Below are 20495 nucleotides of genomic sequence, written 5' to 3'. Positions count from 1 at the left end.
CGAATCAGTGGTTCTGCCCGTGCCAGGGCACGAGCTTGCGCTGCAGGGCCCGCAGGCCGAGTTCCAGGGCGAAGGCGACCAGGGCGATGACGAGGATGCCGAGCACCACGACGTCGGTGACCAGGAACTGTGCCGCTGACTGCACCATGAAGCCCAGGCCCTGGGTGGCGGCCACCAGCTCGGCGGCGACCAGGGTCGACCAGCCAACACCGAGGCCGATGCGCGCGCCGGTGAGGATGTCCGGCAGGGCGCTGGGCAGGATCACGTGGCGGATCAGCTGCGCCTGGGTGGCGCCGAGGGACTGCGCGGCACGCAGGCGCGCCGGGTTGACGTTGCGCACGCCGGTGGCGGTGGCGATGGCGATGGGCGCGAAGATGGCGAGGAAGATCAGCAGCACCTTGGACAGCTCGCCGATGCCGCACCAGATGACGATCAGCGGCAGGTAGGCCAGCGGCGGGATCGGCCGGTAAAACTCGATCAGCGGGTCGAAGATGCCCCGGGCCACGCGGTTGCGGCCGATGGCGATGCCCAGGGGGATGGCCGTGAGCACGGCGGCCAGCAGGGCGGTGCCGATGCGCGCGAGGCTCGCCAGCAGGTGCGCCCAGAGGCTGGAATCCATATAGCCCTGGGTGGCCAGCAGCCAGCCCTTGCGCAGCACCGCCTGGGGGCTGGGCAGGAACAGCGGCTCCACCAGGCCGGCGGTGGTGACGGCCCACCAGACCAGCAGCAGGCCGGCGAGGGTCAGGCTGCTGATGGCGAAGGTGGAGAGGCGCCAGGGGCGCGGTGCGGGCGCCGCTGCTTTTTCCAGCAGGGGCAGGTCGAGGCTGCTCATGCGCTTCTCCTTTGCCGTTCGGCGAAGACCTGGGCGAGGACGTGTTCGCGGGTTTCGATGAATTGCCGGTCGGACTTGATCGCCCGCGCGCTTTCACCGGCGGCGTAGCGGCGGCCGAAGTCGAGGCTCAGGCGTTCGCTGATGCGCCCCGGGTTGGGCGACAGCAGGATCAGGTCGGTGGCGAGGAATACCGCTTCCTCGATGTCGTGGGTGATCAGGAACACCGGCTTGGCGGCACGCTGCCAGACCTGCAGCAGCAGCTCCTGCATCTGTTCGCGGGTGAAGGCATCCAGTGCGCCGAAGGGTTCGTCCATCAGCAGCACACGCGGGTCGGCGGCCAGGGCGCGGGCGATGCCGACGCGCTGGCGCTGGCCCCCGGAGAGCTCCCAGGTCTGCCGCGTGTCGAAGCCGGCGAGGTCCACCAGGGCGAGCATCTCGCGGGCCTTGGCTTCACGCTGGGCGCGGGGGACGCCGGCCAGTTCGAGGCCGAAGGCGACGTTGCCGAGCACGTTCTGCCAGGGCAGCAGGGCGTCGTCCTGGAACACTACGCCGCGCTCGGCGGAGGGGCCCTGCACGGGCTTGCCGTCGAGGCTGATCTGCCCGTCGCTGGGCGGCACGAAGCCGGCGATGAGGTTGAGCAGCGTGGTCTTGCCGCTGCCGGAAGGCCCCAGGGCGACCAGCAGTTGCTGTGGCCCGAGGCTGAGGGAGATGTCGGTCAGTACCGGCTCGGCCGTGCCGGGGTACTGTGCGCTGATGCGCTCCAGCTGGAGTAAGGCCATTTTCTTTTGCGCTCTTCTAAATGAGTCTGATCGAGCGAGCTAGAGCGGGGCTAGGCGAAAACGACCGAGGCTGCGGAGCTTACGTCTGTAAGTGAGCAAGCCAAGGTCGTTTTCAACAACGCCCCGCTGACGCGCAGCCGATCAGTTGGTGACGTATTGGCTGCTTACATAAGGGGTGTAGTCCGGCAGCACTGCCTCGACCTTGCCCTGCTCCTTGAGGAAGGTGGCGGTCTCGGTGATGGCCTGGGTGGTCGGCGCGCCCAGGGCGGTGGCCTGGTCGGCGGCCAGCGGGAAGACGTTGCCCTGCAGCAGCAGCGGGATGTCTTCGGCCTTGGCACCGGAGAGCTTCACGACCTTGTCGATGTTGGCCTTGTCGGCCAGCCAGGCTTGCGGGTCCTTGCGGTAGGCGGCGTAGGCGTCGAGGGTGACCTTGGCGAAGGCGCTGACCACTTCGGGGTGTTTCTCGGCGAAGTCCTTGCGCACGATCCAGGCGTCGAAGGTGGGCGCGCCCAGCTTGCCCAGCTCGCCGGAGCTGATCAGCACCTTGCCGGAAGACTTGGCCACGCCCAGGGCCGGGTCCCATACGTAGGTGGCGTCGATGTCGCCACGCTGCCAGGCGGCGATGATGGCCGGCGGCGCGAGGTTGAGGATGGTTACCTTGCTGGGGTCGATCTTCCAGTGCTTGAGCGCGGCCAACAGGCTGTAGTGGCCGGTGGAGACGAAGGGCACGGCGATCTTCTTGCCGATCAGGTCTTCGGGCTTGCTGATGCCGGCGCCGTTGCGGGCGACCAGGGCTTCGGCGTCGCCGATCTGGGTGGCGATGAGGAAGGTCTGGATCGGCAGTTGGCGGGTGGCGGCGGCAGCCAGGGGGCTGGAGCCGACGTAGCCGATCTGCACGTCACCGGAGGCGACGGCGGTGATGACTTCGGCGCCACCATCGAACTTGCGCCAGTCGATCTTCGAGTGGCTGGCCTTTTCATAGGCGCCATCGGCCTGGGCGACCTTCGCCGGGTCGACGGTGGTCTGGTAGGCGACGGTGAAGTCCGCGGCCTGCGCGGTAATGGCCAGGCCGCCGAGGGTCAGTGCCGCCAGCAGGCGACGGGGGAACAGAGAGCTGATCATGGTGGTGCTCCTAAACAGGCGACGGGCCGGTTTGGAGGCCGGGCCACGGGACGGGAATCGGGTGTGTTCTGTAGGTGTCCGGCGGTCCGGTGAAGCAAATCTAAATGATCTAAAAAACTCCGAATAAATAATATTTAGTCATTAGCTTATGAGTGCTGGCTACTTGCCCGGTGGGACCGAGGGCCCGGCTCGCGGGCCCTCGGGGCGATCAGTGGGTGCCGGGCTCCCAGACGGGCAGGGCCAGGGCGTCGACCTTCTTCGGCAGCAGGCCTTCGGCGAAGAAGGCGTCGGCGATCTTTTGCTGCTCGCCGAGGCTGGCCGGTTGCACGGCGCGCACCTGGTAGCTGCGGTGGGCGTTGGCCTGCTCGACGATCGCCGGCGCCAGCCCGCCCCACTGCGGGCCGAGCACCTCGGCCGCCTCGCGGGGGTTGGCGCGCAGCCAGTCGCCGGCCTTCACCAGCTCGTCGAACACCGTCTGCAGCACCGCCGGGTTGGCCTTGGCGAAGGCGGTGCTGGTCAGGTAATAGCGCTGGTAGTCGGCCAGGTGCGCGCCGTCGCTGAGGGTGCGGGTCGGCAACTGCTGGCGGGCGCTGCTGAGGAAGGGCTCCCAGGTGACCCAGGCATCGACCTTGTGGTTCTCGAAGGCGGCGCGGCCGTCGGCGGGGGTGAGGTAGGCGGGCTTGATGTCGGAGAACTTCAGCCCGGCCTTGTTCAGGGCGGCAATCAGCAGGTAGTGGCTGCCGGCGGCCTTGGTCACCGCCACGGTGCGGCCCTTGAGGTCGGCGAGGCTTTTAAGTGGCGAGTCCGCGTGCACCAGGATCCCTTGGGCGGAAGGTGATGGCGCTTCCTGCGCGAAATAGGTAAGTTGCGCGCCCGCCGCCTGGGCGAACACCGGCACCGTGTCGGCGACATCGGCCGAGAGGTCGACATTGCCCAGGTTGAGCGCTTCCAGCAGCGGTTGCCCGCTGGGGAATTCGTGCCAACTGATGGCGATGTCCTGCTTGGCCAGCTCGCGCTCCAGGCTGCCCTGGGACTTGAGCAGGGTGATCAGGGTCGAGGACTTCTGGAAGCCGATGCGCAGCTGCTGGCTGGCGGCGTCCACGGGCAGTGCGACCAGCAGGCCGATGCCCAGGGCGAGGGCGAGCAGGGCGGTACGGGTAAAGGGAGTGGCCTGGGCCATGGTGAACCTCTCGGATACGCCTGCCGACGATCGCGGGAGGCCGGAACGGGGAGCCTGCTTTCCATGAGAAAGCGGGACGTTCGTCCGGTTGTCCGGTGGCGAGAAGCTAGGTGATCTAAAAACACCGGGACCAATAATTTTTAATCATTAGCTTATGCGGCGAGATGAGAACGGGTTCAAAGCTCGTCCGTGATGCTTTTTATGCGATTTAGTTACAATAAAGTGACAATAAATTCTTTTTAAGCCTTAGGCACCTTGCCCTAGATTGCCAGCCATCCGGGGTGGGGTGCTTTCGCTTTAATGAATGCTGGAAATTCATGACCATCCGGTCATAATGGCTCGCTGTATATTTTTCTATATAGCGCAGCCGATGCGCGCCTCACCTTTAAAACACCAAGAAACAAGCACCATCTGGAGCATGAGCATGAACAAATCTTCCCTGGCCTTGGCCATCGCTGCCGGCGTCCTGGCCCAACAGGCTTTCGCAGGCGGTTTCGTCGAGGACAGCAAGGCCACCCTCGGCCTGCGTAACTTCTACATCAACCAGGACAACCGCGAAGGCACTGCCAACCCGTCCAAGCAGGAAGAGTGGGGCCAAGGCTTCATCTTCAACTACACCTCCGGCTACACCGAAGGCACCGTAGGCTTCGGCGTCGACGCATTGGGCCTGCTGGGCGTACGCCTGGATTCCGGCAAGGGCACTCACTACAACGCCGGTAGCGATTCCTACGGCGGTACCGTATTCCCGTCGGAAGGCGATGGCCGTGCCGTGGACGATTTCGGCAGCATCGGCGTGACCGGCAAGGTCCGCATCTCCAAGACCGAGGCCCGCATCGGCACCCTGCAGCCCAAGCTGCCGGTCGTCTCCTTCAACGACGGTCGCCTGCTGCCGCAGACCTTCGAAGGTGGCCAGGTCACTTCCAACGAAATCGACGGCCTGACCCTGATCGGTGGCCAGCTCGAGCACGCCAAGGGCCGTAACTCCAGCGACGCCCGTGGCCTGTCCATCGGTGGCGCCAACAACGCCCAGACCGGCCAGTTCAGCAACAAGTTCTACTACGCCGGCGGCGACTACAAGGTCACCAAGGACCTGACCGCCCAGTACTACTACGGCAACCTGGAAGACTTCTACAACCAGCACTTCCTGGGCCTGACCCACGTGCTGCCGGTTGGCCCGGGCTCCCTGAAGTCCGACCTGCGTTACTTCTACAGCGACTCCGATGGCAAGAACTCCAGCGCCGCCGGCCGCCTCGAGGGCTACCGCAGCTCCGGCAACTGGGCGACCACCGATGCCGACCGCTACGAAGTCGACAACAAGACCTGGAGCGCCTTCTTCACCTACACCCTGGGCAGCCATGCCGCCAGCCTGGGCTACCAGCAGGTGTCCGGTGACAGCGCCTTCCCCTTCCTGAACCAGGGTGACGGTGCCACTGCGTACCTGATCACCGACCGTCAGATCGGCAAGTTCCTCAGCGCCGGCGAGCGCACCTGGGTGGCCGAGTACGGCTACGACTTCGCCAAGGCCGGCGTACCGGGCCTGAAGGCCGTCGCCACCTACCTGAAGGGCAGCAACATCGAGACCCAGGGCAAGGATCAGGGCGAGTGGGAGCGTGACTTCCGCCTGGACTACACCCTGCAGGACGGCCCGCTGAAAGGCCTGGGCCTGTCCTGGCGTAACGCTGCCCTGCGCAGCGACGCCACCCGCGACCAGGACGAAAACCGCCTGATCGTGAGCTACACCCTGACCCTGCTGTAAGCAGCTTCATCGAGCCCCGCTTCCGCCCCTGGCGGAGGCGGGGCTTTTTTGTGGGCGCGATTCGGACAAGGGCGACTTCAGTCGCCCAGAGCTTCGCGAGCAGAGCTCGCTCCTACGGTACGGGTGCCAGGGTCGGCGCGTTCCCGTGGGAGTGGATTCAGCGCTCCAGCAGGTTGGGGCGGGCGGCGTTCCGCGAGGTACGAAACCCATCATTGCGGAGTATCCGGCGACCGCATGGGTTTTGCTTCGCTCTACCCATCCTACGGGTCGCTGGCAGCACCTGGGTTCGCGAGCAGAGCTCGCTCCTACAGGGGGTGGCGGGGTGTTTGGGGGTGGTTGGAGATATAGCTCTTAAGGTTATAAATAAATTGTTATTTATTCTTTTTGATTTCCTTCGAGGCTGGGCATAGTGGGCGCACAGAACGACGAATCCAGTCTCAAGGAGCTGCACAGATGAGCATCAGACTCGGCGACATCGCCCCCGACTTCGAACAGGAATCCAGCGAAGGCCGCATCCGTTTCCACGAGTGGCTGGGCGCCAGCTGGGGCGTGCTCTTCTCGCACCCCGCCGACTTCACCCCGGTGTGCACCACCGAGCTGGGCCTGACCGCCAAGCTCAAGGACGAATTCGCCGCCCGTGGCGTCAAGGCCATCGCCCTGTCGGTGGACCCGGTGGACTCGCACCTGAAGTGGATCGACGACATCAACGAGACCCAGCACACCGTGGTCAACTTCCCGATCATCGCCGACGCCGACCGCGCCGTTTCCGGCCTCTACGACCTGATCCACCCGAACGCCAACGACACCCTCACCGTGCGTTCGCTGTTCATCATCGACCCGAACAAGAAGGTGCGCCTGATCATCACCTACCCGGCCAGCACCGGGCGCAACTTCAACGAGATCCTGCGGGTGATCGACTCCCTGCAGCTCACCGACAGCCACAAGGTCGCCACCCCCGCCAACTGGCAGGACGGCGACGACGTGGTGATCGTGCCCTCGCTGAAGGACGAGGACGAAATCAAGCAACGCTTCCCCCGTGGCTACAAGGCGGTCAAGCCCTACCTGCGCCTGACCCCGCAGCCCAACCGCTGATGCGGGCGCCCAGCCCTGCACGAGCAGGCCCGGGCGAATGGATTTACGAGCAGGGTTCGGACCGGTGCGCCGGTCCGTTTTTTATCGAAGAGGAACAGTCCCGATGTTGGTGGTAACCCTTTCCGGCAGTCCCAGCCTGGAGTCGCGTTCGGCAGCCCTGCTGACCCGCGCCCGCCAGTGGCTGGAGCGGCATGGGGTGGAACTGGCGGGCTTCGCGGTACGGGACTTCCCGGCTGAGGACCTGTTGCACGCACGCTTCGACAGCCCGCAGGTGCAGCACCTGATCGAACAGGTCGGCCGTGCCGACGGGCTGCTGGTGGCGACGCCGGTGTACAAGGCGTCCTTCGCCGGTGCCCTGAAGACCCTGCTCGACCTGTTGCCCGAGCGGGCCCTGGAACACAAGGTCGTGCTGCCCATCGCCACCGGTGGCAGCAAGGCCCACATGCTGGCGGTGGATTACGCACTGCGGCCCGTTCTGACGGCCCTCAAGGCCGAGGAAGTGCTGCATGGCATCTTCGCCGACGACAGCCAGGTGGAGCGCCAGAACGGTGGCGTGCAGCTGGCTCCGTCGCTGGAGCAGCGCCTGGATGAATCGCTGGAGCAGTTCCAGCGGGCCCTGGCCAGAAGGCCGCGGCCCCTGGCCCCGGATGCCCTGCGCAATGCGCGCTGGAGCATCTGAGCAAGACGACACGACACTCCCTCGGGGGTGACAAGAACAAAGCCTTACTCGCCCGGCAACGGGCAAGCAGGCGCAACCAACACTCAAAGCAGAGTTCGAGGAGAGCGCCATGCGCACCATCACTTTGCGTCGGAGCCTGGTCGCCCTGTTTGCAGCGGCCATCACCTTCGGCGCCATCACCCAGGCACAGGCCGAGACCTTGCGGATCGGCTATCAGAAATACGGCACCCTGGTGCTGCTCAAGGCCAAGGGCTCGCTGGAGAAGCGCCTGGCCGACCAGGGCATCGAGGTGAAATGGACCGAGTTCCCCGGCGGCCCGCAGCTGCTGGAAGGCCTCAACGTCGGCTCCATCGACTTCGGCGTCACCGGCGAAACCCCGCCGGTGTTCGCCCAGGCCGCCGGTGCCGACCTGCTCTACGTCGCCTATGAGCCGCCGGCGCCCACCAGCGAGGCGATCCTGGTGCCGAAGGATTCGGCCATCAAGTCGGTCAAGGAACTGGCCGGCAAGAAGGTCGCCCTGAACAAGGGCTCCAACGTGCACTACCTGCTGGTCCGCGCCCTGGAAGATGCCGGCCTGAAGTACAGCGACATCCAGCCCGTGTACCTGCCCCCGGCCGATGCCCGCGCCGCCTTCGAGCGTGGCAGCGTCGACGCCTGGGTGATCTGGGACCCCTTCCAGGCCGCCGCGGAGCAGCAACTGCAGGCGCGCACCCTGCGCAACGGCAGCCAACTGGTGGACAACCACCAGTTCTACCTGGCCACCCGCGACTACGCGACCCAGCACCCGCAGGTGATCAGCACCCTGGTGGAGGAAGTGCGCGCCGTGGGCGAGGACTCCAAGGCCGACCCGGACAAGGTCACCGAACAGGTGGCGCCGCTACTCGGCCTGCCCAAGGACATCACCGCCATCGCGGTGAAGCGCCAGGGCTACGGCGCGCAGTTCCTCACCCCGGAGGTGGTCGCCGCGCAGCAGAAGATCGCCGACACCTTCACCGACCTGAAGCTGATCCCGAAAAAACTCAGCATCAAGGACGTGATCTGGACGCCGCCTGCCAAGGTCGCCCAGCAGCCGTGATTTGCGCCTTGCCCCGCGCCAGGACGGCGCGGGGAAGGTCCTGATACCCGTAAACGAACAATCATCGCGCGGCTACGCCACGCCGGCGCGCTCACTTTGGAGTTATTGCGATGAGCCTCAACATCTTCTGGTTCCTGCCTACCCACGGCGACGGCCACTACCTCGGCACATCCGAGGGCGCCCGCGCTGTCGATCACGGTTACCTGCAGCAGATCGCCCAGGCCGCCGACCGCCTCGGTTTCGGCGGTGTGCTGATCCCCACCGGCCGCTCCTGCGAGGATTCCTGGCTGGTCGCCGCCTCGCTGATCCCGGTGACCCAGCGCCTGAAGTTCCTCGTGGCCCTGCGCCCGGGGATCATTTCGCCCACCGTCGCCGCACGCCAGGCCGCCACCCTCGACCGCCTCTCCGGTGGCCGTGCCCTGTTCAACCTGGTGACCGGGGGCGACCCGGACGAGCTGGCCGCCGATGGCCTGCACCTGAACCATGAAGAGCGTTACGAGGCTTCCGTCGAATTCACCCGCGTCTGGCGCCGCGTACTGGAGGGCGAGACCGTCGACTACGACGGCAAGCACATCCAGGTGAAGGGCGCCAAACTGTTCTACCCGCCGCTGCAGCAGCCGCGCCCGCCGCTGTACTTCGGCGGTTCCTCCGAAGCTGCCCAGGACCTGGCCGCCGAACAGGTCGAGCTGTACCTGACCTGGGGCGAGCCGCCGGCCGCGGTGAAGGAGAAGATCGAGCAGGTGCGCGAGAAGGCCGCCAAGCTCGGCCGCAGCGTGCGCTTCGGCATCCGCCTGCACGTGATCGTGCGCGAGACCAACGAGGAAGCCTGGGCCGCCGCCGACCGCCTGATCGCCAACCTCGACGACGAGACCATCGCCAAGGCCCAGGCCGCCTTTGCCCGTTTCGATTCCGTCGGCCAGCAACGCATGGCTGCCCTGCACAACGGCCGCCGCGACCAGCTGGAAGTCAGCCCCAACCTCTGGGCCGGCGTCGGCCTGGTGCGTGGCGGTGCCGGCACCGCGCTGGTGGGCGATGGCCCCACGGTGGCGGCGCGGGTCAAGGAATACGCCGACCTGGGCATCGACACCTTCATCTTCTCCGGCTACCCGCACCTGGAAGAGTCCTACCGCGTGGCCGAACTGCTGTTCCCCCACCTGGACGTGGCGCGCCCGCAGACGGGTGACGGCCTGGCCTTCGTCAGCCCCTTCGGCGAGATGGTCGCCAACGAGGCGCTGCCCGAGCGTCGCCTCAAGGTCTCCCAGAGCTGAGGATGCACAGATGAACGTCCAATCCATCCTCCAGCGCCTGGCGCCCTGGGCCTTGCCCTTCACGCTGCTGGCCGCCTGGCAGATCGCCGTGGAAACCGGCCTGCTCTCCACCCGCATCCTGCCGGCGCCCAGCGCCGTGGTGACGGCGGGCTGGCACCTGCTCTCCAGCGGTGAAATCTGGACCCACCTGGCCATCAGCGGCTGGCGCGCCGGTATCGGCTTCGCCATCGGTGGCGGCATCGGCCTGCTGCTGGGCTTCATCACCGGCCTGTCGAAATGGGGCGAGCGCCTGCTCGACAGCTCGGTGCAGATGATCCGCAACGTGCCGCACCTGGCGCTGATCCCGCTGGTGATCCTGTGGTTCGGCATCGATGAGTCGGCGAAGATCTTCCTCGTCGCCCTCGGCACCCTGTTCCCCATCTACCTCAACACCTACCACGGCATCCGCAACGTCGACCCGGCGCTGGTGGAAATGGCGCGCAGCTACGGCCTCTCCGGTTTCGGCCTGTTCCGCCAGGTGATCCTGCCCGGCGCGCTGCCCTCGATCCTGGTGGGCGTGCGCTTCGCCCTCGGCTTCATGTGGTTGACCCTGATCGTCGCCGAGACCATCTCCGCCAGCTCCGGCATTGGCTACCTGGCGATGAACGCCCGTGAGTTCCTGCAGACCGATGTGGTGGTGCTGGCGATCCTGCTCTACGCGGTGCTCGGCAAGTTGGCCGACGTCGCCGCCCGTGGCCTCGAGCGCCTGTGGCTGCGCTGGCACCCGGCGTACCAGGCCAAGGGAGGTGCGGCATGAATGCCCTGTCCACACCGCAACGCCTGAAGCGCGGCATCCCGCTGGCGATACGCAGCATCGGCAAATCGTTCGGCGAGCGCGAAGTGCTCAAGGACATCGACCTGCTGATCCCCGCCGGCCAGTTCGTCGCCGTGGTCGGCCGCAGTGGCTGCGGCAAGAGCACCCTGCTGCGCCTGCTGGCCGGGCTCGACAAACCCAGCCGTGGGCAGCTGCTGGCCGGCTCCGCACCGCTGGAAGATGCCCGCGAAGACACCCGCCTGATGTTCCAGGACGCCCGCCTGCTGCCGTGGAAACGGGTGATCGACAACGTCGGCCTCGGCCTCTCCGGCAACTGGCGGCCCAAGGCCCTGGAAGCGCTGGAGGCCGTGGGCCTGGCCGACCGCGCCCAGGAATGGCCGGCGGCGCTGTCCGGTGGCCAGAAGCAGCGCGTGGCCCTGGCCCGCGCCCTGATCCACGAACCGCGCCTGCTGCTGCTGGACGAACCGCTGGGCGCGCTGGATGCGCTGACCCGCATCGAGATGCAGCAACTGATCGAACGCCTCTGGCAAAAGCACGGCTTCACCGTGCTGCTGGTCACCCACGATGTCAGCGAGGCCGTGGCCATCGCCGACCGGGTGATCCTGATCGAAGACGGCGAGGTCGGCCTCGACCTCGCCGTGGAACTGCCCCGCCCCCGCCCCCGTGGTTCGGCGCGATTGGCGGCACTGGAGGCCGAGGTGCTGGAGCGGGTGCTGTCGCAACCCGCCTCGCCACCGGAGCCGGAACCCTTTTCACCCCTGCCCACGCAGTTGCGTTGGGCGCTTTAACCCCGAGCAGCAAGCGCAAGCCACAAGCCGCAAGAAAGAGCAGGACGCTCCGACTTGCCGCTTGAAGCTTGCAACTTGAAGCTACTTTTCGACCCCAGGAGAAATGCCATGACCATCAAAGCCATCAACGTCCGCAACCAGTTCAAAGGCACCATCAAGGAAATCATCGAAGGCCCGGTGCTGTCGGAAATCGACGTGCAGACCGCCGCCGGTATCGTCACCTCGGTGATCACCACCCGTTCCGTGCGCGAGCTGGAGCTGGGCATCGGTTCCGAAGTGATCGCCTTCGTGAAATCCACCGAGGTGTCCATCGCCAAGCTGTGATCCGCTGGATGAGGTTGCGTCAGCTGCCTTGTGCCGACATGAAGAGCCCCCGCGCATGCGGGGGCTCGTTCGTTTGGGGGACACGTTTGGGAGCGTAGGAGCGTAGCCCGGGCTTCAGCCCGGGAAGTTATCCACACCATCCCCGGGCTGAAGCCCGGGCTACCCGTCAAAAAAAGCCCCGCTTTCGCGGGGCTTCGTTCATCCGGGTTCGGCTCAGCGCTTCTGCGGCGCCGGCTGTTGCTGGGTGATGCAGTGGATGTTGCCGCCGCCGAGGAGGATTTCGCGGCCGGGGACCATCACCACTTCGTGCTGCGGGAACAGGCGCTTGAGGATGGCTTCGGCCTCGGCGTCCTTGGGGTCGTCGAACTTGGGCGCGACGATGCCGCCGTTGACGATGAGGAAGTTGACGTAGGAGCCGGCCAGGCGGATCGACGGGTCGCGTTCCTGGGTGCCGGCCACCAGGTCGACGCCGGCGCATTCCTCGTCCGTGGCGTAGAGCGGGCCGGGGATCGGCATCTTGTGCACCACCAGCTGGCGGCCCTTGGCGTCGCGGGCTTGCTCCAGCACCTTCATCGCCGCCTGGCAGCGCGGGTAGTTGGGGTTGGCCGGGTCGTCGGTCCAGGCCAGCAGCACTTCGCCCGGGCGCACGTAGCAGCAGAAGTTGTCGACGTGGCCGTCGGTCTCATCGTTGTAGAGGCCGTCCGGCAGCCAGATGATGCTGTCCACCGCCAGGTGGTCGCGCAGCACCGCCTCGATCTCCTCGCGACCCAGGTGCGGGTTGCGGTTGCGGTTGAGCAGGCATTCCTCGGTGGTGATCAGGGTGCCTTCGCCATCCACGTGGATGGAGCCGCCTTCCAGCACGAAGCCTTCGGTGCGGTAGCCCTGGAAGCCTTCGATGCGCAGCACCTTCGAGGCCACCTGGTCGTCGCGGTTCCACGGCGAGTAGAGGCCGCCGTCGAAGCCGCCCCAGGCGTTGAAGGCCCAGTCCACGCCGCGCACCTCGCCGGTGTCGTCGGTGACGAAGGTGGGGCCGGTGTCCCGCACCCAGGCGTCGTCGGTGGTGATTTCCACCACTCGGATGTTCGGCTCGTCCAGGCGCTGGCAGGCGTTCTCGTACTGGCCGGCGCTGACGCAGACGGTCACCGGCTCGAAACGGGCGATGGCGCGGGCCACGGCGCTGAAGGCGGCCTGGGCGGGCTTGCCGCCGAGGCGCCAGTTGTCCGGGCGCTCGGGCCAGACCATCCAGGTTCGGCTGTGGGTTTCCCATTCCGCCGGCATGCGGAAGCCATCGGCGCGGGGGGTGCTGTTCAGAGGTTTCATGGGGGTTACCTGTGGTCGCCCGACGAGGGGCGATGCGGTGGCTGTTGAGTGGGCCCCGCGCTGGCGGGGGCCACTGGAAAGGGGTGTCAGGACTCCAGGGAGCCGTCCAGGGTCTTCAGCGGGCCGTACAGGTTCGGGCGACGGTCACGGAAGGTGCCCCAGGCGCTGCGGGTACGTTCCAGTGCGTCGAGGTCGAAGCTGTGGACCAGCACGCCTTCCTCGGTTTCGTTCAGTTCCTCGACCTTGGCGCCGAACGGGTCGGCGATGAAGGAGGAGCCGTAGAAGGTGATGTCGTAGCCGTCCTGCTCTTCGCGGCCGATGCGGTTCGACGCCACCAGAGGCATCAGGTTAGCGCCTGCGTGGCCCTGCTGCACGCGCTGCCAATGGTCGCGGGAGGTGATGCTGGCGTCATGGGGCTCGCTGCCGATGGCGGTGGGGTAGAACAGCACCTCGGCACCCAGCAGCGCCATGCTGCGGGCGCACTCGGGGAACCACTGGTCCCAGCAGATGCCGACGCCGATGCGCGCGTAGCGGGTGTTCCACACCTTGAAGCCGGTGTCGCCGGGGTTGAAGTAGTACTTCTCGTGGTAGCCGGGGCCGTCCGGGATGTGGCTCTTGCGGTACACGCCGAGGTTGCTGCCGTCGGCGTCGATGATGGCGATGCTGTTGAAGCGCGCGCGCCCGGCCAGCTCGAAGTAGCTGATGGGCAGCACCACCTGCAGCTCGGCGGCCACCTTCTGGAAGTGGGCGATGGCGGCGTTGACCTCGGTGGCGGTGGCCAGCAGCAGGTAGTCGGCGTTGGGCTTCTGGCAGAAGTAGGGGGTCTCGAACAGCTCCTGGATGAGAATGATCTGCGCCCCCCTGGCGGCCGCCTGGCGCACCAGTTTCTCGGCGTTGGCGATGTTCGCGGCGCGATCCCAGGAGCAGGCCATCTGGGTGGCGGCGACGGTAACGATGCGGGACATGGAGACACCTCGTCAGGACGATTGCTGTCGATGAACGGGCGCAGGTCGCCCGGGAATGTCGACTTTATAATCGATAAAAATCCGCTTTAAAAGCGATTTAAATCGGAAAAAAATAAAATAATCACCAATTAGTCGGATGTTTATCGGCTTAATGTCGGATAGAAATCGAGCGATTTCAGGGTGTGTCGGCAAGCGCAACGGCCCGCTTGGGCAGGAAGGGCGGCAGGTAGAGGCCGAGGTAGGCATCGAATACGCGCATGCCTTCCTCGGCGAAGCGCGGGGTGATCTCGCCGTGCAGCTGCACCGAACGGGCATAGACGCGATCGCCCAGCTCCATGGCCAGGGCGAAGACGTCGATGTCGTCCGGCAGTGCCGGCAGCTCGAAGTGGCGCTCGAACAGGCGGTGCATCAGGCGGCCCAGCTCGATGTCGTGCTGGCGGTCGGCCTGGGTCACTTCGGTGAGGCCGTGCTGGGCGAGGATCAGCTGGCGCGCGGCGGTGTCGTCGGCGTAGATCGCCAGCATGCGCTCCTCCACCAGGCGCGAGAGATCGCGCCAGCTGCCCAGGCGGCCGTGTTCCACCGGCTCCTGCAGGCAGGCGCGGAAGGCGGCATGCACCTCGGCGGTGAGGCCTTCGAGGATGGCCGGCACGCTGGCGAAGAAGTGGTAGACGGAGGAGGGCGGCATGTCCGCGCGCTCGGCCACGCTGTAGATCGACAGGTTGGCCACGCCTTCCTCGGCCAGCAGCGCCCGTGCGGCGTCGAGAATCCCGGCGATGCGCAGCTGGCTGCTGGCGCGGGGTTTGCGGGTGGTGGCGGGACGTGGCATGACGGGCTCCTGGGCGACGCGCTATTGGACGTCAGGGCGGGAGCCCGTGCAAGGCTTGCGTCAGTTGTCGCCGGCAGGTTCCACCTTGAGCAGCACGCCGTCCTGGCCGACCACGCGGACCTGGGCGCCAACGGGCAGGTCGGGCCCGACCACCAGCCATACCGAGTCGCCGGCCTTGATCTTGCCGCGCCCGCCTTCGATGGCCTGGTGCAGGGCGAACTGGCGGCCGACGAACTCCTGGCCCCGGCGGTTCAGCCCCGGCTGGTCGGAGGGCTTGGCGGCGCTGCGCTGGCGACGCCACCAGTAGACGGCGGTGCACACCGAGAGCACGCCGAAGAGGAGGAACTGCACCTCCCACGGGATGCCCGGCACGAGGAAGGTGAGCACGCCCACCGCGGCGGCGGCGAGGCCGATCCACAGCAGGTAGCCGCCGGCGCCGAAGACTTCGAGGATCAGCAGCAGGGTGCCCAGGGCCAGCCAGTCCCAGAAGGACAGGGTCTGCAGGTAGCCGAGCATGGTCAGACCTTCTTGTCGCCGAAGGTGGCTTTGACGATCTCGCCGATGCCGCCCACCGAGCCGATCACCTGGCTGGCCTCCAGTGGCATGAGGATCACCTTGCTGTTGTTGGCGCTGGCCAGGTTGCCCAGGGCCTCGACGTATTTCTGCGCGACGAAGTAGTTCACCGCCTGCACGTTGCCGCTGGCGATGGCCTGGGACACCACGCGGGTCGCCTCGGCTTCGGCCTGGGCGGCGCGTTCGCGGGCCTCGGCTTCGAGGAAGGCGGCGGCGCGTTCGCCCTCGGCGCGGAGGATTTCCGCCTGCTTGTGGCCTTCGGCGGTGAGGATGGCAGCGGAGCGGGAGCCTTCGGCTTCGAGGATCTGTGCGCGCTTGAGGCGCTCGGCTTTCATCTGGCTGGCCATGGCTTCCACCAGGTCGGCGGGCGGGCTGATGTCCTTGATCTCGATACGGGTGACCTTGATGCCCCAGGGCGCGGTGGCTTCGTCGACGGTGCGCAGCAGGCGCTCGTTGATGGCGTCGCGCTGGCTGAGCATGGCGTCCAGCTCCATGGAGCCGAGCACGGTGCGGATGTTGGTCATCACCAGGTTGCGGATGGCGTGCTCGAGGTTGTTCACCTCATAGGCCGCCTGGGCCGCGTTGATCACCTGGAAGAAGCACACGGCGTCGATCTCGACGATGGCGTTGTCGGCGCTGATGGCTTCCTGCGGGGGGATGTCCAGCACGGCTTCCATGACGTTGAGCTTGCGGCCGATGCGGTCCATCACCGGAACGATGATGTTCAGGCCCGGCTTGAGGGTGTTGGTGTAGCGGCCGAAGCGCTCCACCGTCCACTCGTAGCCCTGCGGCACGACCTTGAAGCCCATGAAGACGATGGCCACGGCGAGCGCGACGAAGAGGAGTACGACTGTGGTGATGCCCATGACTGTTCCCTGTAGGTGAGTGCCGGCAGCGGCCTTTCTCGGTTATCCGCCCGGATTCTGCGCCGGGCGGCGGTGGTTACTTCTGTTCGCTCTGCGGGGTGACCCGCAGCACTTCCTCGACCGTGGTGAGGCCGGCGGCGACCTTCTGCGCGCCGGACAGGCGCAGGCTGCGCATGCCTTCCTTGAAGGCGTTGCGGCGCAGGCCGACCAGGTCGGTGTCGGCGGTGATGTAGCTCTTCACCGAGTCCGACAGCAGCATGATCTCGTAGACCCCGGCGCGGCCCCGGTAGCCGGTGTCGCGGCATTCCAGGCAGCCCACGGCGCGGTGCGCCCCGGTGGGCAGCGGTGCGCTCCAGGGGCGGGTGAGGTTCTGCCAGTCCTCTTCTTCCAGCTCGATGGGTGCCTTGCAGTGCGGGCACAGGGTGCGCACCAGGCGCTGGGCCATGACCCCGAGCAGGGTGGCGCGCAGCAGGTAGTAGGGCACGCCCAGTTCCAGCAGGCGGGTGATGGCGCTGGGGGCGTCGTTGGTGTGCAGGGTGGAGAGCACCAGGTGGCCGGTGAGTGCCGCCTGGATGGCCATCTCGGCGGTTTCCAGGTCGCGGATCTCGCCGACCATGATGATGTCCGGGTCCTGGCGCATCAGCGCGCGAACGCCGCTGGCGAAGGTCAGGTCGATGTTGTGCTGCACCTGCATCTGGTTGAAGGCGCCCTCGATCATCTCGATGGGGTCTTCGATGGTGCAGACGTTCACCTCGCTGGTGGCCAGTTGCTTGAGCGTGGTGTAGAGCGTGGTGGTCTTGCCCGAGCCGGTGGGGCCGGTGACCAGGATGATGCCGTTGGGCTGGTTGGTCATGCTCTGCCAGCGCTTCAGGTCGTCCTGGGAGAAGCCCAGCTGGTCGAAGCTCTTGAGCAGCACCTCGGGGTCGAAGATCCGCATCACCATCTTCTCGCCGAAGGCGGTGGGCAGTGTGGACAGGCGCAGCTCCACCTCGCCGCCTTCCGGGGTCTTGGTCTTGACCCGGCCGTCCTGGGGCTTGCGCTTCTCCGCCACGTTCATGCGGCCGAGGCTCTTCAGGCGGCTGACGATGGCCATCGTCACCTGGGGCGGGAACTGGTAGACGGTGTGCAGCACGCCGTCGATGCGGAAGCGCACGGTGCCCTGTTCGCGGCGCGGCTCGATGTGGATGTCACTGGCGCGCTGCTGGTAGGCGTACTGGAACAGCCAGTCGACGATGTTGACGATATGCGCGTCGTTGGCGTCGGGTTCCTGGTCGTTCGCCCCCAGTTTCAGCAATTGTTCGAAGTTGCCGACGCCGCTGATCTTCTGGTCCACGGTATTGGCGCCGCTGACCGACTTGGCCAGGCGGTAGAACTCCACGGTGAAGCGCTGGATGTCCGCCGGGTTGGCGACGATGCGCTTGATCGGGCGCTTGAGCACGTGGGTGAGGTTGCCCTCCCAGCTGTGCACGAAGGGCTGGGCGCTGGCGATGGTGACGCTCTCGCTGTCGGCGGCCACGGCGAGGATCTTGTGGCGCTGGGCGAAGGCGTAGGACATCAGCGGGGTGACCGCGGCGACGTCGATCTTCAGCGGGTCGATGCGCAGGTAGGGCTGGCCGGCGTACTCGGAAAGCCAGACGGTCAGGGCTTCGAGGTCGAGCTTCTTGCCGGGGCGCTTGAGGTCGTCGACCTGCTGGCTGGCGAGGAATTCCAGCGGGTGCTGCTGGTTGTTCACCGCGCTGCGGCGAATCGCCATGCACTGCTCGGCGGTGTCCTGGGCGATCCGGCCCTGGTTCACCAGCTCCCGCAGGAGGTCGTTGAGGTCCAGCCAGCGATCCTGGGCGGCTGAGGCAAAAGCGGACATGCAGGCTCCTTGGTCACGCGATCCCGGTCAGGGAAGAGTAGCCAACGCACTCTTCCGTGGAGGGGGCACAGGATGCCCGAATCGGCGCCTCGGGGCGAAGGGCATTGCGTGATCGGGTGCACCGAACGGCGTGGTCAGGATGCCGCAGGCTGCACATCCACCGAAAATACGCTGACCAGAGAGCGCATTTTCTGCGCGATGACCTCGGCGCGGTGGAGGGTCAGGCCGTCCTGGCGCACCCGCAGCAGCAGCTCGTCGCCCTGGCGGCTGGACTCCAGCCACTGTGGCACCAGTTGCAGCTGGGCGAAGTAGCCGAGCAGGCGGCTGAGGATGTCCGCGTCGGCCTCGGCGAGGATGGTGAAGCACAGGGTGCGCGCCTGGCCGGGCAGGTGCGCCGGGTTCCACACGTCCTCCCGGGGCGCCAGGGCGGTGGGGAAGGGCGGCGGCAGGGTGACACAGGGCGATTCTTCGAGATCGAGCATGTTGGCGGCTCCGGAGGCGACGGCCTATTTTCCTGGCGCCGAGGGGAGAATTTGTGCCTGTTTATTGGTTGTTTCGGCTCATTGAGGAATAGAATTTCCCCGATATCCGAATATTGGGGTTTTTCATGCCTGTCGAACTCGATCCCTACGACCGCCGCATCCTCGAACTGCTGCAGGAGGACGCCGGCATCGCCACCGCCGAGATCGCCGAGCGCATCGGCCTGTCCCAGTCGCCCTGCTGGCGGCGCATCCAGCGGCTCAAGGAGGAAGGCGTGATCCGCCGCCAGGTGACCCTGCTGGACCGGCGCAAGATCGGCCTCAACGCGCAGATCTTCGCTCAGGTGAAGCTCAACGCCCACGGCCGCTCCAACCTCACCGAATTCGCCGAGGCGATGCAGGGCTTCCCCGAGGTGCTGGAATGCCACGTACTCATGGGCGCGGTGGATTTCATGCTGCGCATCGTCACCAAGGACATCGAGGCCTACGAGCGCTTCTTCTTCGAGAAGCTGTCGCTGGTGCCGGGCATCCAGGAGGTCAACTCCATCGTCGCCCTGTCGGAGATCAAATCCACCACCAGCTTGCCGGTGAGCGGGTAGTGCTGGGGCCTTCATGGGCACCCTTGTAGGGGCGACTTCAGTCGCCAAGCGGGCCGTAGGTCCGCCCCTCGAGGTCACGATGGGACCGCTGCGCGGCCCTTGGGCGAATGAATTCGCCCCTACCGGTCATTGCCCTGGCCTCCATGTGCGTTGGTACGACGGGACCGCTGCGCGATCCAGCGACAGGTATGGGACGGTTCCCTTGGCATGGCGCGGCGAGCGCCGGATTTTCATGCCATGACAGGTACGCGATGGTGACTGGCTTATCAGCCAGGAGCCATGTCATGAACACGCCAGGATCAACGCGGGATACCGCCTTTGGCGACATCGCACTGATGATCGCCAGTGCCCGCCAGCGTGCCTATCAATCGGTCAATGCCGAACTGATCACGCTCTACTGGCGAATCGGGCGCCATATCAGCGAGAAGCTGGAGTCATCGGAATGGGGCGAAGGGGTCGTCGAGCAACTGGCGAAGTACCTGGCGCGCACCCAGCCGGGGCTACGCGGGTTCACCCGGCGCAACCTGTTTCGCATGCGCCAGTTCCACGATGCCTGGCCGGATGAGGCAATAGTGTCAGCGCTGCTGACACAAATACCCTGGACCCACAATCTGCTCGTGCTTGGCCAATGCCGTACCCCCGAGGAGCGCGGTTTCTATCTGCGACTGGCGATACGGGAACGCTGGTCAAGCCGGGAGCTGGAGCGACAGTGTCGGGCTGGATTGTTCGAACGTTCGCTGAACAGGCCTGCCAGCGCATCGGAAGCCCTGCGGCAACGGCAACCGGATGCCGTAGATGCCTTCAAGGATGCCTATGTCTTCGAGTTCCTGGATTTGTCCCCTGGGCACGGCGAGGCGGAGTTGCATCGTGGCTTGTTGTTCCGCCTGCGGGACTTTCTGATCGAGCTGGGGCGGGACTTCTGCTTCATTGGGTCCGAATACCCGTTGCAGGTCGGTAGCCGTGACTTCTTTCTTGATCTCTTGTTCTTCCATCGAGGCCTCAACTGCCTGGTGGCCATCGAACTCAAGGTGGGGCGTTTCGAGCCGGAATACCTGGGGAAGCTGGATTTCTATCTGGAGGCTCTGGACCGGGATGTGCGCAAGCCTCACGAGCAGCCCGCCATCGGTGTGCTGCTGTGTGCCAGCAAGGATGATGAGGTGGTGGAGTACGCCCTCAACCGTTCCCTGTCTCCGGCGCTGGTGGCCGAGTATCGAACCCAGTTACCGGATCAGGAACTGCTGCAGCGCAAGCTCCAGGAGTTTTATGCACTCGATTCACGGGACTGACCCATGAAAAA

General features: G+C 66.1%; 21 protein-coding genes. 10 read left to right on the top strand and 11 right to left on the bottom strand.

Going from position 1 to position 20495, the window contains the following annotated elements:
• Positions 1–4 precede the first annotated feature (4 nt).
• The 4 genes from tauC to OEJ36_RS07985 all read right to left on the bottom strand — a co-directional run bounded on the left by tauC (position 5) and on the right by OEJ36_RS07985 (position 3913).
• On the bottom strand, positions 5–832 hold the full coding sequence (tauC, locus tag OEJ36_RS08000; RefSeq protein ID WP_263401035.1) for a taurine ABC transporter permease TauC: 828 nt from the start codon (positions 830–832) through the stop codon (positions 5–7).
• Positions 829–1611, bottom strand: coding sequence for a taurine ABC transporter ATP-binding subunit (gene tauB / locus OEJ36_RS07995; protein ID WP_263401034.1), 783 nt, complete (start codon positions 1609–1611; stop codon positions 829–831). Before tauB ends, tauC begins: the two co-directional genes overlap by 4 nt.
• Before the next feature lie 141 nt (positions 1612–1752).
• Entirely contained in the window at positions 1753–2733 is a 981-nt protein-coding gene (gene tauA, locus OEJ36_RS07990; protein ID WP_263401033.1) for a taurine ABC transporter substrate-binding protein, read from the bottom strand.
• Between the two features lie 208 nt (positions 2734–2941).
• Positions 2942–3913 carry an aliphatic sulfonate ABC transporter substrate-binding protein gene (locus OEJ36_RS07985; RefSeq protein WP_263401032.1) on the bottom strand — a complete coding sequence of 324 codons (972 nt, stop codon included), beginning with the start codon at positions 3911–3913 and terminating at the stop codon, positions 2942–2944.
• Between the two features lie 424 nt (positions 3914–4337).
• Between OEJ36_RS07985 and OEJ36_RS07980 the strand changes: the two genes are divergently transcribed.
• The 8 genes from OEJ36_RS07980 to OEJ36_RS07945 all read left to right on the top strand — a co-directional run bounded on the left by OEJ36_RS07980 (position 4338) and on the right by OEJ36_RS07945 (position 11709).
• On the top strand, positions 4338–5669 hold the full coding sequence (locus OEJ36_RS07980) for an OprD family porin (RefSeq protein ID WP_317891569.1): 1332 nt from the start codon (positions 4338–4340) through the stop codon (positions 5667–5669).
• A 453-nt stretch (positions 5670–6122) separates the two neighbouring features.
• The gene (locus tag OEJ36_RS07975; RefSeq protein WP_263401030.1) at positions 6123–6761 is read left to right on the top strand and encodes a peroxiredoxin; all 639 of its coding nucleotides are present in this window, start codon (positions 6123–6125) and stop codon (positions 6759–6761) included.
• 103 nt (positions 6762–6864) lie between these two features.
• Positions 6865–7440 (top strand): NADPH-dependent FMN reductase, encoded by a 576-nt coding sequence (gene ssuE, locus OEJ36_RS07970; protein ID WP_021222843.1) that lies wholly within the window; start codon positions 6865–6867, stop codon positions 7438–7440.
• Between the two features lie 109 nt (positions 7441–7549).
• Entirely contained in the window at positions 7550–8515 is a 966-nt protein-coding gene (locus tag OEJ36_RS07965; protein ID WP_263401029.1) for a sulfonate ABC transporter substrate-binding protein, read from the top strand.
• Between the two features lie 110 nt (positions 8516–8625).
• Entirely contained in the window at positions 8626–9783 is a 1158-nt protein-coding gene (gene ssuD / locus OEJ36_RS07960) for an FMNH2-dependent alkanesulfonate monooxygenase (RefSeq protein ID WP_263401028.1), read from the top strand.
• A 10-nt stretch (positions 9784–9793) separates the two neighbouring features.
• A complete protein-coding gene (gene ssuC / locus OEJ36_RS07955) occupies positions 9794–10579 on the top strand; it encodes an aliphatic sulfonate ABC transporter permease SsuC (protein WP_043240389.1) in 786 nt (261 codons plus the stop codon).
• Positions 10576–11385 (top strand): aliphatic sulfonates ABC transporter ATP-binding protein, encoded by an 810-nt coding sequence (ssuB, locus tag OEJ36_RS07950; RefSeq protein ID WP_263401027.1) that lies wholly within the window; start codon positions 10576–10578, stop codon positions 11383–11385. Before ssuC ends, ssuB begins: the two co-directional genes overlap by 4 nt.
• Before the next feature lie 108 nt (positions 11386–11493).
• Entirely contained in the window at positions 11494–11709 is a 216-nt protein-coding gene (locus tag OEJ36_RS07945) for a molybdopterin-binding protein (protein WP_003455791.1), read from the top strand.
• 213 nt (positions 11710–11922) lie between these two features.
• Here OEJ36_RS07945 and aguA read toward each other — a convergent pair whose 3' ends face one another.
• The 7 genes from aguA to OEJ36_RS07910 all read right to left on the bottom strand — a co-directional run bounded on the left by aguA (position 11923) and on the right by OEJ36_RS07910 (position 18602).
• The gene (aguA, locus tag OEJ36_RS07940; protein ID WP_263401026.1) at positions 11923–13029 is read right to left on the bottom strand and encodes an agmatine deiminase; all 1107 of its coding nucleotides are present in this window, start codon (positions 13027–13029) and stop codon (positions 11923–11925) included.
• 86 nt (positions 13030–13115) lie between these two features.
• Positions 13116–13994, bottom strand: coding sequence for an N-carbamoylputrescine amidase (gene aguB, locus OEJ36_RS07935; protein ID WP_263401025.1), 879 nt, complete (start codon positions 13992–13994; stop codon positions 13116–13118).
• Between the two features lie 175 nt (positions 13995–14169).
• Positions 14170–14820, bottom strand: coding sequence for a TetR/AcrR family transcriptional regulator (locus tag OEJ36_RS07930; protein WP_263401024.1), 651 nt, complete (start codon positions 14818–14820; stop codon positions 14170–14172).
• A 60-nt stretch (positions 14821–14880) separates the two neighbouring features.
• Entirely contained in the window at positions 14881–15336 is a 456-nt protein-coding gene (locus OEJ36_RS07925; protein ID WP_263401023.1) for an NfeD family protein, read from the bottom strand.
• Between the two features lie 2 nt (positions 15337–15338).
• Positions 15339–16259: an SPFH domain-containing protein gene (locus tag OEJ36_RS07920; protein WP_173178565.1), complete on the bottom strand. Its 921-nt coding sequence runs from the start codon at positions 16257–16259 to the stop codon at positions 15339–15341.
• A 76-nt stretch (positions 16260–16335) separates the two neighbouring features.
• Positions 16336–18120, bottom strand: a complete 1785-nt coding sequence (locus tag OEJ36_RS07915; RefSeq protein ID WP_263401022.1) for a GspE/PulE family protein — start codon at positions 18118–18120, stop codon at positions 16336–16338.
• Between the two features lie 134 nt (positions 18121–18254).
• Positions 18255–18602, bottom strand: coding sequence for a hypothetical protein (locus tag OEJ36_RS07910; protein ID WP_263401021.1), 348 nt, complete (start codon positions 18600–18602; stop codon positions 18255–18257).
• A 125-nt stretch (positions 18603–18727) separates the two neighbouring features.
• Between OEJ36_RS07910 and OEJ36_RS07905 the strand changes: the two genes are divergently transcribed.
• On the top strand, positions 18728–19198 hold the full coding sequence (locus OEJ36_RS07905) for an Lrp/AsnC family transcriptional regulator (RefSeq protein ID WP_263401020.1): 471 nt from the start codon (positions 18728–18730) through the stop codon (positions 19196–19198).
• 284 nt (positions 19199–19482) lie between these two features.
• Positions 19483–20484: a YhcG family protein gene (locus tag OEJ36_RS07900; RefSeq protein WP_263401019.1), complete on the top strand. Its 1002-nt coding sequence runs from the start codon at positions 19483–19485 to the stop codon at positions 20482–20484.
• Positions 20485–20495: the final 11 nt, after the last annotated feature.

The organism is Pseudomonas sp. PDM13 (assembly GCF_025685765.1).
GTDB lineage: Bacteria > Pseudomonadota > Gammaproteobacteria > Pseudomonadales > Pseudomonadaceae > Metapseudomonas > Metapseudomonas solani.
The sequence above is the reverse complement of the archived record's forward strand: the minus strand, read 5'-3'. Positions and strand labels throughout refer to the sequence as shown.